Genomic DNA, 12,110 nt, shown 5'->3' on the forward strand with positions numbered 1-12,110 from the left:
CAACCCCGGGGAACCACCCCGCTTCGTCGCCGCCTTTCCCCTGGCACCGGCCGGGCCGTCGCTGCCGACATTCCGGGTCATCCGAATGCCCTGTGGCCGGTAGTGCTGCCGTGTGGGGCGCCGAGCTCAGGGCGCCCGCCCATGGTGGGCACGGGCGCCGAAAGTCGCGTCACTCCAGCGGGCGCCGTCGTCTGGAGAGAACCGTCTGGAAAGGGGCGGCGGAGCCGTGGCCGGGTGCCGCACCGGGGGCTCGGGCTCGTCGCGGGGGAGTGTGTGCGCTGGGGAGGGCGGCCCGCGGCTGCGCGCGCCTCCACGGGCGGGGAGGCGGAGTGGCCGCTCCGATGGGCGCGGCCGGAGTTTCGCCGCAGGGGCGTGGGCCCCCGCGGCGAGGCCGGGTGGGTGCCCGGTCAGGCGTCGGCGGACTCCTCGTCGGAGGAGTCGGCGCCCGAGTCACCCGAATCACCCGAGTCGTTCGAGGAGGAGGCGGCGGAGGCGCTCCCGGCCTTGGCCGGCTCGGACTTCTTGGTGCGGCGCTTCTTCACGGGGCGGGAGTAGTCGACGAGCGGCTCGTAGCGGGAGTCGTGCTCCTTCTTGCACTCATCGCAGGCGTCGACCTCGCGCACCTGGCCCTCCCAGGCGAACTGAACGACCTCAGTCGCCTCGACCTTCTCGTCGCGGACGGCGTGCGGATCGCAATACTTGCGCGTGAAGACCTCGGTGACCACGGCGGTGGCGTCCCTTCGGTTCGGGATGGGTACGGACGCCCGAATCATACACGTGTTCGATGCGCTGGTCTCGGGGTTCGCGCGGGATTCCCCGCGCGGCACGCCCGCACGGAAGCCTAGTGGATCGCGGGCGCCGGCCCGGCTCGCCGGCGCGCTCGGGCGGTCCTGCATGGCGGACGTCACGCCGTGGACCGTTTCCCAGGAAGATGTTTTCTGGTTTGATGATGCTCCGGCGCCGCGCCGTCGCGCGGCGTCACCACTCCGTCCGGAACCGAGGCCGCCCCTGAGCGGCAGACAGGGAACACCGAGAGACGATGAACGCATTCACCGGCCGGGCGATGCGCCCGGCGGCCGACGTCACCGCACTCATCGCCCGCATCGCCGTGGGCGTCGTCTTCATCGCCCACGGCTGGCAGAAGGTCGGCATGGGGCTGTCCGGGACCGCCGGGATGATGGAGGGCATGGGTGTGCCCGCGCCCCAGGCCGCGGCCCTGTTCGCCATCGCCGTCGAGCTCGGCGGCGGCGCCCTGCTCATCGCCGGCCTGCTCCAGCCCGTGGCCGGCGTGCTGCTGGCCCTGCAGATGGCCGGCGCCGTCCTCTTCGTGCACGCCTCGGCGGGCCTGACCGGCGAGGGCGGCTACGAGTTCCCGCTCGTGCTCGGCGCGGCCGCGCTCGCGCTGGGCTTCAGCGGCGGCCGCTTCGCCCTGGACCGGCTGCTGCCCTGGGGCCGGGAGCGCAGCCCCGAGGCGGTCCCCGCCGCCTCCTGAGCGGATCCGCCGCCCCATCAGGGCACCCGTGAACGAATCCCCATTCTTCGGGCGTCCGGTGGGGCGGTTTCGGAGTTCCGCCCTCCTCTGACCGGTCGGCTGTCTATGGTGGGCCACCACCGGGCGCCGCGGCATGGGGCGCGTCCGCGGGGCGGGGGGAGAGCCGGACCCGCGGACGCCGCGGCGCCGATCTCGACGTTCTCGGGGGAGGAGCAGCGGTGCGGTATCTGGAGGAGGGGGCGGTGGGCCCGGCGCCCGCCGAAGACGGCGGGGGAGGGCCGCCGGCGCAGCGGGCCTCGCGGCTGGCCGCCGACGAGCGGTTCGTCCGGCTGCGCCGCCGGTTCGCGGTGCAGTCGGTGCTGCTCATCACGGTGTTCCTGGGCTGGTACATGGCCTACCTGGTGCTGTCGGTCTACGCCCGCGGGCTGATGGCCGTCCCGGTCGCCGGGGCGGTCAACGTGGGCCTGCTGCTGGGCGTCGGGCAGTTCGCCACCACCTTCCTGCTCGCCTGGCTCTTCGTCTGGTACGCCGAGCACCGGCTCGACCCGCTGGCCGAGGAGATCCGCGCCGACGCCGAGCAGGCCCGCGCCGCGGCCCTGGCCCGCGAGGGGCGGGTGGTGCGCCCGTGACGGCCGTAGCGCAGGGCATCGACACCGCGCACGCCTGGACGCTGGCGCTGTGCGGGGTGTTCATCGCCGTCACCCTGGCCATCACGGTCCGGGCGCGGCGCAGCACCAAGGGCGCCGTCGACTACTACGCCGGCGGCCGCGGATTCAGCAGCACCCAGAACGGGCTGGCCCTGACCGGCGACTACCTGTCGGCCGCCTCCTTCCTGGGCATCGCCGGGCTCATCGCCCTCAACGGCTACGACGGCTTCCTGTACTCCATCGGCTTCCTGGTGGCCTGGCTGCTCGTGCTGCCCATGGCCCAGCTGATGCGCAACTGCGGCCGGTTCACCATGGCCGACCTGCCCGCCTTCCGGATGCGGCGGATGCGGGTTCGGCTGGCCTGCACCACCTCCACCGTCACGGTGAGCGTGGTCTACCTGATCGCCCAGATGGTCGGCGCGGGGGCGCTGGTGACCATGCTCCTGGGCATCGACCGCGGCGGCACCTTCCTGGGGCTGACCGGCGAGCAGACCCGCACCGCCGCCATCGTCGGGGTCGGCGTGCTCATGGTGGTCTACATCATGTACGGCGGCATGAAGGCCGCCACCTGGCTGCAGATCGTCAAGGCCTGGCTGCTGCTGGCCGCCACCGGCGTGATGACGGTGATGGTGCTGGCGGTGTTCGGGTTCGACGTGAGCGCGCTGCTGACCCGGGCCGCCGAGAACAGCGGGCAGGGCCAGGCTTTCCTGGAGCCCGGGCGGCTGTTCGGCGTCGAGGTGGCCGGCGACCCCCGGCAGAGCCTGTTCAACCAGCTCGACCTGTTCAGCCTGGGCCTGGCCCTGGTACTGGGCACGGCCGCGCTGCCGCACATCCTCATCCGCTTCTACACCGTCCCCGACGGGCGGGCCGCCCGCGCCTCGGTCAAGCGCACCATCGTGCTGGTCGGTGTGTTCTACCTGATGACGCTGGCGCTGGGGTTCGGCGCGGCGGCGCTGGTGGGGCCGGAGGCCATCGCCGCCCAGGACCCCTCCGGCAACGCCGCCGTGCCCCAGCTGGCCCAGGAGCTGGGCCGCCTGGCGGCCGGGCCGGTGGGGGCGGCGCTGATGCTGGCCTTCGTCTCCGCGGTGGCGCTGGCCACCATCCTCGCGGTGATCGCCAGCCTCACCCTGGCCTCCTCCTCGTCCATGGCCCACGACTTCTTCGGGCACATCCTCATGTGGGGCCGCCCCAAGGAGTCCCAGGAGGTGGGGGTCGCCCGGTTCTCCGCGCTGCTCGTGGGCGCGGTGGCGATCCTGCTCGCGGTGCGTGCCCAGCACCTCAACGTCGCCTTCCTGGTGGGCCTGGCCTTCGCGATCGCGGCCGCGGCCAACCTGCCGGTGATCGTGCTGACCATGTTCTGGCGCCGGTTCAACACCAAGGGCGTGGAGTGGGGCGTCTACGGCGGGCTCGGCTCCTCGCTGGTGCTGGTGCTGCTCTCCCCGGTGGTCTCGGGCAAGACCGACCCGGTGACGGGGGAGAACCTGTCGCTGCTGCCGGCCTGGGTGGACGTCCAGCTCTTCCCCCTGGAGAACCCCGGCCTGGTGGCGATCCCGCTGGGCTTCCTCTTCGCCGTGGTGGGCTCGCTGGCCTCGGGGGAGAAGGACGGGGCCCGCTTCCGCGAGATGCGCCTGCGCGCCCTGACCGGTCTGGGGGCCAACTGAGCGGCGCGTGTCCGAACCGCGTGGGACCATCACCGGTATGACTCGCTATGCGGCGCTGCTGCGCGGCGTCAACGTCGGTGGCCGGCGCAGGGTCCCCATGGCCGACCTGCGGCAGGTGCTGGCCGGCCTCGGGCACACCGGGGCGGCCACCCTCCTGCAGAGCGGCAACGCGGCCTTCACCGCGCGCCCCGGGAGCGGCGGCGACCCCGGCGCGCTCAAGGCCGAGCTGGAGGAGGCGCTGCGGGAGCGCTTCGGCTTCGCCGTCGAGGCGGTCCTGCGCGACGAGGTGCAGCTGGCCGCCGCCGTCGAGGCCAACCCGCTGGAGGTCGGCGACCCCGCGCGCTTCCTCGTCCTGTTCCTGGACGGGCCGCTCGACGCCGCCGACCTGGCCGCATTGGCCGAACTGGCCGGAACCGGCACCGCCGCCCGCGCCTCCGAGGCCATGGCCCCAGGGGAGCGGGAGGTCTACCTCTCCCTGCCCGACGGGCTGCGCGACGCCCGGCTCCCCGGCCTGGTCGAGCGGGCGCTGCGCGGGCGCACCGCCACCGGACGCAACTGGCGCACCGTGCTGCGCCTGCTGGAGGCCGTGCGCGCCGGAGAGGCGGAATAGCCCGCCCCATGCGGATGTTCGGGCTGTTCGCGGGCGCGCGGGGACGCGCCCGGAGTCCCATACAGCGAGGAGAGTCCGAAGCCGTGCGCGTCGACATCTGGTCCGACATCGTCTGCCCGTGGTGCTATATCGGCAAGGCGCGCTTCGAGCGCGCGCTCGAGGCCTTCGAGCACGCCGACGAGGTGGAGGTGGAGTTCCACAGCTTCCAGCTCGACCCCTCGGCGCCCCGGGAGCCCGCCCCCATGCTCGAAGCGCTCGCCGCCAAGTACGGCATGACGGCCGAGCAGGCCCGCGCGGCCGACGAAGGCGTGGCCGCCAACGCCGAGCGGGAGGGGCTGCCCTTCACCGGCGACCGCCCGCACGCCAACACCCTCGACGCCCACCGGCTGCTGCACCTGGCCAAGGAGCGGGGCGTCCAGCGGGAGGCGGTCGAGGCCCTCTTCGCCGCCTACTTCGGCGAGGGCGCCGACGTCTTCCACCGCGACGCGCTGGTGCTGCTGGCGGAGAAGGCGGGGCTGGAGGCCGAGGAGGCGCGGCAGGTCCTGGACGGGGACCGCTACGCCGACCGTGTGCGCGAGGACGCCGAGCGGGCCCGCGAGCTGGGCGCCTCGGGCGTTCCCTTCTTCGTCGTCGACGAGCGCTACGGGGTGTCCGGCGCCCAGCCCTCCGACGTCTTTGCCGAGGTCCTGCAGAAGGCCTGGGAAGAACGGGACTGAGCGGTCCCCCACAGGTGCACGCCCGGCGGGCGGGGGCAGAATCGTGTGCACTGACCCTGCACCCCCTCGGGAGGGACGATGCCCGTCCTCGCTCACATCAGTGACACCCACTTCGACGGCGGCGAGCGCAGCGCCGAGCGCGCGCGCCGCGCGATGGACTACATCGCGCGGATGCGCACCGTCGACGCGGTGGTGCACACCGGCGACGTCGCCGACAAGGGAACCGCGCAGGAGTACGCGCAGGCGCGCCGGACGCTGCGCTGCGCCGTGCCGCTGCTGGTGTGCCCCGGCAACCACGACGTGCGCGCGGCCCTGCGCGAGCACCTGCTGGACGAGGCGTCCGGGCCCGGCCCGCTCGACCGGGTCCACCACCTCCCCGGCGCCACCGTCATCACCTGCGACACCTCGGTGCCCGAGGAGCCCTGGGGGCGCCTGGAGGAGGACACCCTGGACACGGTGGAGGCCGAGCTGCGGCGCACCCCCGCCGACACCCCGGTGGTGCTGGCCTTCCACCACCCGCCGGTGGAGCTGGGCTCGGACGACACCGACCCGATCCGCCAGCGCGGCGAGCAGCGCCTGGCCGAGCTGGTGGGCCGCCGACCGCAGGTGGTGGCGATGCTCTGCGGCCACGTGCACTCGGCCGCGGCCACCACGTTCGCGGGCCGGCCGCTGCTGGTGGCCCCGGCGGTCGCCTCCACCCTGCGCACCGACTGGGAGCCCGCGGACGGCGCCGGCGGCGCCGGCGGCGCGCACGAGGCGCCGGTGATGATCGCCTTCCACCACATCGGCGCCGACGGCCGGGTGACCACCCACTACCGGGCGGTGTGAGGATGCGCCGCTACACCGGACCGGACGGTCCCGAGGCCGCGCTGGCGCCCGGCGACGTCACCGAGGGGGTGGTGCGGTCCGGGGGCACGGTCCGCCGCCCGGCCCAGCCGCAGAGCCCGGCCGTCGCCGCCTACCTGGACCACCTGGAGCGGGCCGGGTTCTCCGGGGCACCGCGCTTCCTGGGCCGGGACGAGGACGGCCGCGACGTGCTCACCTACGTCGAGGGCGACGTGCCGGGCACCCCGCCGGAGCCGTGGGCGGCCGACCCCGCGCTCCTGGCGTCGGTGGGGGAGCTGCTGCGGCGTCTGCACGACGCCTCGGAGGGGTTCCTGGCCGGCACCGGGTTCGCCGCCCCCGACGGCGGGGTGTGGCGCCGGGAGCTGGTCCCTGTGGAGGTGCCCGTCCCCGACCCGGAGCCGGAGCTGGTCTGCCACCTGGACGTGACCCCGCAGAACGTGGTCGTGCGCGACGGGCGCGCGGCGGCCCTCATCGACTTCGACATGGCCGGTCCGGGCACGCGGCTGCTCGACGTCTACAACACGGCCATGCACTGGGCGCCCCTGGGCGCACCGGAGGACGTCCACCCGGACTGGCCGGTGCGCGGCGATGCGGAGCGCCTGGGGCGGGTCCGGATCCTCGCCGACGCCTACGGCCTGGGGGAGCGGGACCGCGAGGCCATGCCCGACCTGGCGATCGTGCGCTGCGACTCCTCGTGGGTGCGGATGAAGGCCTCCGCCGAGCGGCTGGGAGGCGGGTGGGCCCGCATGTGGGACGAGGGCGTGGGCGAGGTCATCCTGCGCCGCAAGCAGTGGCTCAAGGACAACCGCGACCTCATGCTGGAGGCCCTTCTGGGGTGAGGGGGCGCCCGGACTTGTCGGCCCGGGGACCATGGTGGGTTCTGGAAACGCTCCGGACCCTCTGCGCGGTGGTCGTGCCGGCGGGTTTCGGCGACACCGCACATCGTGCTCTGCGGCGCATCGCGATCGGGGATCCTCGTGGTGCCAGCGCGCGTCCGCCGGTCCCATCGACGCGGTCGGCACCGGTACACCGACGGCCGGTGCCGCGCACACGCGCGGCACCGGCCGTCCGGCGCCACCGGGGCTACATCAGCCCCGGGCCGCTGATCCCCTCGGGGAGCTTGGCGGCCGCTGCCCGGTCCACCAGGAACAGGGTGCGCGAGCGGCCCCGGGCGCCCGCCGCGGGCACCTGGACCTCCCCGGCCTCCGGGTCCAGCGCCAGGCGCACCGCCTCGGCCTTGCCCTCGCCCGAGGCCAGCACCCACACCTCCTTCGCCGACCGGATGGCCGGGAAGGTCAGGGACACCCGCGTCGGCGGCGGTTTGGGCGCGCCGTGCACCGCCACCACCGTGCGCTCGTCCTCATAGAGCGCCGGCTGCTCGGGGAAGAGCGAGGCCACGTGCGTGTCCGGGCCGATCCCCAGCAGGCACACGTCGAACGCGGGCGCGTCGGCGTGGTCCTCGGGCCGCGAGGCCGCGCGCAGCAGCTCGGCGTAGCGCTCGGCGCCCGGCTCGGGCACCGCCCCGTCCTCGCCGTCGGAGGCCGGCATCGGGTGCACCCGCTCGGGGTCCACGCCCACCCGGTCCAGCAGCGCCTCGCGCGCCTGCGTCTCGTTGCGTTCGGGGTCGCCTTCGGGCAGGAAGCGCTCGTCGCCCCACCACACGTCCACCGCCGACCAGTCCACGGCGTCCCGCGCCGGGGCCTGGGCGAGTTCGGTGAGCACGGCGATGCCGATCCCGCCGCCGGTCAGCACGATCGATGCCGACCCGGTGGCGGCCTGGGCGTCCACCAGGCGGGTGACCACCCGCGCCGCCACCGCCTGGGCGAGCAGCCGGGCGTCGGGGTGCACCACGACGGACGGGGCGCTCACCGCCCCGCCTCCGCCGGCGCCGTGTCCTTCAGGGCCTTGTCCCTCAGAAATGTCGCGGTCCTCTCGTACATCAGGTCCGGGTCCAGGCGGCGCAGCTCCTCGGCGAGGGCCTCGGAGGCGCGCCGGCGGGCCAGGGCCACCGCCTGGTCGGGCTGCCCCGGGCGGGAGAGCGTGGCCACCCGCCCGTCGTGGCGGCGCAGGGCGATGTCCCCGTCCTCGGTCACCAGCCGGGTGCCGGTGATGCCGGGGCCGTTGGAGACGGTGCGCTCCACCTCCACGTCCAGCTGCTGGGACAGCCAGGCCGCCAGCAGGTCGGCGCTGGGGTAGTGGTCCTCGGCCTGCACCTCGGCCGCGGTCACCCACCCGGAGGGGTGGTCCATGGTGCTGGCCAGCATCGAGCGCCACGGGGTGAGCCGGGTCCAGGTCAGGTCGGTGTCGCCGGGCCGGTAGTGGGCGATGCGCCCGAGCAGGTCGGGCAGCGGGTCGGGCGCGCGCAGCGCGTCGGTGATCCGCCGGTGCGCCAGGCGCCCCACCGGGTCGGCGGCGGGCTCGGCCGGGCCCGCGCCCGGCCACCAGGCCACCACCGGCGCGTCGGGCACCAGCAGCGGGGTGATGACCGAGTCGGCGTGCCCGCCCAGCGGGCCGTACAGCCGCAGCAGCAGCGCCTCGCCCGGCCCCGAGGTGCCGGGGCGGCGGATCTCGGCGTCGATGGCCGGTTCGGCGTCGGGGTCCCGCCGGATCACCGCGATGATCCGGGAGGGGTGCTCGCGCCCGGCCTCGGTGGCCGCGCGCACCGCGTCGTAGTGGTCGGCCTCGTCGGTCACGATCACCAGGGTGAGCACCATGTTCATCGCGCCGCCGCCGATGCTGTGCCGCTCCTGGGCCAGCGCTTCGGTGATCTGCGAGGTGTCGGTGCGCGGAAGGTACATCGTCATCGGTGGTCCTCCGTCCTCGGGGCGCCCGCCGGCGCGGTCACGGGCGCCGCCACTGGCGCCCCTCGCGGGCCAGCATCGCGTCGGACGACTCCGGCCCCCAGGTCCCCGACGTGTAGGGCTCGGGGCGGCCCTGCCCGGCCCAGAACTCCTCGACCGGGTCCAGGATCTCCCAGGACAGCTCCACCTCCTGCTGGCGCGGGAAGAGCGGCGGGTCGCCGATGAGCACGTCCAGGATGAGCCGCTCGTAGGCCTCCGGGCTGGCCTCGGTGAACGACTGGCCGTAGGTGAAGTCCATGGTCACGTCGCGCACCTCCATGGCGGCGCCGGGCACCTTGGACCCGAACCGCATGGTCACGCCCTCGTCGGGCTGGATGCGCAGCACCAGCGCGTTCTGCCCCATGTCCTCGGTGTCGACCTGGCTGAAGACCTGGTTGGGCGTGCGGCGGAAGGCCAGGGCCACCTCGGTGACCCGGCGGCCCAGCCGCTTGCCGGTGCGCAGGTAGAACGGCACCCCCGCCCAGCGCCGGGTGTTGACCTCCAGGCGCAGCGCCGCGTAGGTCTCGGTGGTGGAGTCGTCGGGGATGCCCTGCTCCTGCAGGTAGCCGCCGACCTCCGCGCCGCCCTGCCACCCGGGCGCGTACTGGCCCCGGGCGGTGCCCGCGGCCAGGTCGTCGGGCAGCCGCACCGCCGAGAGCACCTTCTCCTTCTCGGCGCGGATCGCGTCGGCCGAGAACGACACCGGCTCCTCCATCGCCACCAGCGCCAGCAGCTGCAGCAGGTGGTTCTGGATGACGTCGCGGGCGGCGCCGATGCCGTCGTAGTAGCCGGCCCGGCCGCCCACCCCGATGTCCTCGGCCATGGTGATCTGCACGTGGTCCACCAGGTCGCGGTTCCACAGCGGCTCGAAGAGCGTGTTGGCGAACCGCAGCGCCATGATGTTCTGGACGGTCTCCTTGCCCAGGTAGTGGTCGATGCGGAAGACCGACTGCGGCGGGAAGACGTCGTCCACCACCGCGTTGAGCTCCTTGGCGCTCTCCAGGTCGTGGCCGAACGGCTTCTCGATGATCACCCGCCGCCAGGAGTCGTCGCGCGGCTCGGCCAGGCCCGAGCGCTTGAGCTGCTTGACCACGGTCGGGAACAGCTTGGGCGGCAGCGACAGGTAGAAGGCGTAGTTGCCCCCGGTGCCCCGGGAGGCGTCCAGGTCCCGCACGGTCTCGGCGAGGGTGTCGAAGGCCTCGTCGTCGTGGAGCTCGCCCTGGACGAACCGCACGCCCTCGCTCAGCTGGCGCCACACGTCCTCGCGGAAGGGGGTGCGGGCGTGCTCGCGCACCGCCTCGTAGGCCTCCTTGGCGAAGTCCTGGTGCTCCCAGTCCCGCCGGGCGAACCCGACCAGGCCGAAGCCGGGCGGCAGCAGCCCCCGGTTGGCCAGGTCGTAGATGGCCGGCAGCAGCTTCTTGCGGGCCAGGTCCCCCGTGACCCCGAAGAGCACCAGCACGCTGGGCCCGGCGACCCTGGGCAGGCGCCGGTCCAGCTCGCTGCGCAGCGGGTTCGGGGTCGCCCCCGGCATCACCGGCTCTTTCATGGTGAACTCCCCCTGTGGTCGGGCCGTCAGCCGCGCACCCGGGCCAGCGCCCGGCGGATCTGCGCCAGGCCGGCCGCGCGGTCGGTCAGGTGCAGGCGCACGGCGGGGCGCCCGCGGGTGTCCAGGGCCCCGAAATCGCCCAGCGCCTGGGCGAACTGGAGCCGGGCGAAGGAGTAGGGCCGGCCCGGGATGTCCAGGTCCTGCTCGCTCTCCCCGGTGATCTGCAGGAACGCCCCGGTGGCCGGGCCGCCCTTGTGGTACTGCCCGGTGGAGTGCAGGAAGCGGGGCCCCCACCCGAAGGTGGTCGCCCGCCCGGAGGCGTCGGCCAGCTCGGCGCGCAGCCCGGCGGCCGGGGCGTCGGCGATCCGGTCCAGGTAGGCCATCACGGCCAGGTAGCCGTCCTCGGGCACCGCCTCCAGCAGGGTGCGCAGCATCCCCTCCAGGTCCCGGGCGCCGTTGGGCAGGGCCTGCGAGGCGTGCACCTGGACCGCGCCCTCGGTGAACAGCGGCTCGCCGGCGGGCAGCGGGCGCTCCCCGGCGCCGTCCAGCAGGGCCTTGGTGTTGTCCTTGGACTCCTGCACGTTGGGCTGGTCGAACGGGTCGATGCCCAGCAGCCGCCCGGCGATCGCGGTGGCGTACTCCCAGGCCAGGAACTGCGCCCCCAGCGGTCCGGTGACCTGCACCAGCGCGCCCTCGGCGGGGGCGGGCCCGGCCTCGGAGAAGGAGGTGGGCAGGGTGTCGGGGGCCTCGGCGAAGCCGGGGGCGTTGGCGCCCTCGGCCACCACCGGCAGCAGCCCGGTGCCCTGCTTGCCGGTGGACTCGGCCACCAGCTGCTCGATCCAGTCGCCCAGGCCGACCGGGGTGGACCCGGCCAGCACCAGCTTGTCCCGGCCGGCCGCGCCCATGGCGGCGCCCAGCAGCAGCGCCGGGTTGCCGGTGTCGTTCTTCAGGGCCGGCACCAGCGCCTGGGCCTCGTCCAGCAGCGCCTCCACGTCGACCCCGGCCAGCGCCGAGGGCACCAGGCCGAACGCCGACAGGGCGCTGTAGCGGCCGCCCACGTCGGGGTCGGCCAGGTAGGTGGTGTAGCCCTTCTCCGCGGCCAGGGCGGCCAGCGGCGAACCGGGGTCGGTGACCACGACGATCCGCTCGGCCGGGTCGATGCCGGCGTCGGTGAAGGCCTTCTCCAGCGCCCGGCGGTGGCTGTCGGTCTCCACGGTGCCGCCGCTCTTGGAGGAGACCACCGCGACGGTGCGGTGCAGCCGGTCCTCCAGGGCGGCCCGGACCTGGGCCGGGTCGGTGGTGTCCAGGGTGGTCAGCTCGGCGCCCCGGGTGGCCGCGATGACCTCGGGGGCCAGCGAGGAGCCGCCCATCCCGGCCAGCACCACCCGGTCCACCCCGGCCGTGCGCAGCTCGTGGGCGTGCTCGGCCAGCCGCGGCAGCAGCTCCCGGGAGGACTGCGGCAGGTCCAGCCAGCCCAGCCGGACCGCGGCCTCCTCCTGGGCAGCGGGCCCCCACAGGGTGCTGTCCTTGGCGGCCAGGGCCGACGGCACGCCGTCCGCCGCCAGCGCCGCGACCGCCTCGGCGGCGGGCCCGGCTGCGGCGCCCCTGACGCGCACGGACAGCCCGGCGCTCACCGCCTCCTCGACTCGGGGTTGCGTGCTCAACGTCGACGACCTCTCTCCCGTGTTCTGGGTGTCCTTGGAGCGGGCGGGTGCGCGCCCGCGAGAAAGAAGGGCCGGGGCGCCCTCGCGC

At 74.7% G+C, this 12,110-nt stretch carries 12 protein-coding genes; 7 read left to right on the forward strand and 5 right to left on the reverse strand.

Annotation, left to right across the window (positions count from 1 at the left end; translation table 11 throughout):
* Nucleotides 1–407: 407 nt before the first annotated feature.
* Entirely contained in the window at nucleotides 408–725 is a 318-nt protein-coding gene (locus tag D450_RS0126210; RefSeq protein ID WP_017541589.1) for a hypothetical protein, read from the reverse strand.
* 314 nt (nucleotides 726–1,039) lie between these two features.
* Here D450_RS0126210 and D450_RS0126215 point away from each other — a divergent pair, with 314 nt between their 5' ends.
* From D450_RS0126215 to D450_RS0126245, 7 genes are all read left to right on the forward strand, one after another.
* A complete protein-coding gene (locus tag D450_RS0126215) occupies nucleotides 1,040–1,492 on the forward strand; it encodes a DoxX family protein (protein WP_017541590.1) in 453 nt (150 codons plus the stop codon).
* Between the two features lie 218 nt (nucleotides 1,493–1,710).
* A complete protein-coding gene (locus D450_RS0126220) occupies nucleotides 1,711–2,121 on the forward strand; it encodes a DUF485 domain-containing protein (protein ID WP_017541591.1) in 411 nt (136 codons plus the stop codon).
* Nucleotides 2,118–3,800 carry a solute symporter family protein gene (locus D450_RS0126225; RefSeq protein WP_017541592.1) on the forward strand — a complete coding sequence of 561 codons (1,683 nt, stop codon included), beginning with the start codon at nucleotides 2,118–2,120 and terminating at the stop codon, nucleotides 3,798–3,800. Before D450_RS0126220 ends, D450_RS0126225 begins: the two co-directional genes overlap by 4 nt.
* A 37-nt stretch (nucleotides 3,801–3,837) precedes the next feature.
* Nucleotides 3,838–4,410 (forward strand): DUF1697 domain-containing protein, encoded by a 573-nt coding sequence (locus tag D450_RS0126230; protein ID WP_017541593.1) that lies wholly within the window; start codon nucleotides 3,838–3,840, stop codon nucleotides 4,408–4,410.
* 83 nt (nucleotides 4,411–4,493) lie between these two features.
* Nucleotides 4,494–5,126, forward strand: coding sequence for a DsbA family oxidoreductase (locus D450_RS0126235; protein ID WP_017541594.1), 633 nt, complete (start codon nucleotides 4,494–4,496; stop codon nucleotides 5,124–5,126).
* 78 nt (nucleotides 5,127–5,204) lie between these two features.
* Nucleotides 5,205–5,954: a metallophosphoesterase gene (locus tag D450_RS0126240; RefSeq protein WP_017541595.1), complete on the forward strand. Its 750-nt coding sequence runs from the start codon at nucleotides 5,205–5,207 to the stop codon at nucleotides 5,952–5,954.
* 2 nt (nucleotides 5,955–5,956) lie between these two features.
* Nucleotides 5,957–6,811, forward strand: a complete 855-nt coding sequence (locus D450_RS0126245; RefSeq protein WP_017541596.1) for a phosphotransferase enzyme family protein — start codon at nucleotides 5,957–5,959, stop codon at nucleotides 6,809–6,811.
* Nucleotides 6,812–7,055: 244 nt separating this feature from the next.
* Here D450_RS0126245 and pgl read toward each other — a convergent pair whose 3' ends face one another.
* From pgl to D450_RS0126265, 4 genes are read right to left on the reverse strand one after another with little or no spacing between them, the layout of a single operon-like run.
* The gene (pgl, locus tag D450_RS0126250; RefSeq protein ID WP_017541597.1) at nucleotides 7,056–7,841 is read right to left on the reverse strand and encodes a 6-phosphogluconolactonase; all 786 of its coding nucleotides are present in this window, start codon (nucleotides 7,839–7,841) and stop codon (nucleotides 7,056–7,058) included.
* A complete protein-coding gene (locus D450_RS0126255) occupies nucleotides 7,838–8,776 on the reverse strand; it encodes a glucose-6-phosphate dehydrogenase assembly protein OpcA (protein ID WP_017541598.1) in 939 nt (312 codons plus the stop codon). Before D450_RS0126255 ends, pgl begins: the two co-directional genes overlap by 4 nt.
* A gap of 37 nt (nucleotides 8,777–8,813) precedes the next feature.
* On the reverse strand, nucleotides 8,814–10,343 hold the full coding sequence (zwf, locus tag D450_RS0126260; RefSeq protein WP_026124655.1) for a glucose-6-phosphate dehydrogenase: 1,530 nt from the start codon (nucleotides 10,341–10,343) through the stop codon (nucleotides 8,814–8,816).
* A 41-nt stretch (nucleotides 10,344–10,384) separates the two neighbouring features.
* Nucleotides 10,385–11,992, reverse strand: coding sequence for a hypothetical protein (locus D450_RS0126265; RefSeq protein WP_017541600.1), 1,608 nt, complete (start codon nucleotides 11,990–11,992; stop codon nucleotides 10,385–10,387).
* Nucleotides 11,993–12,110: the final 118 nt, after the last annotated feature.

Source organism: Nocardiopsis halophila DSM 44494, assembly GCF_000341245.1.
Taxonomy (GTDB): Bacteria; Actinomycetota; Actinomycetes; order Streptosporangiales; family Streptosporangiaceae; genus Nocardiopsis_A; species Nocardiopsis_A halophila.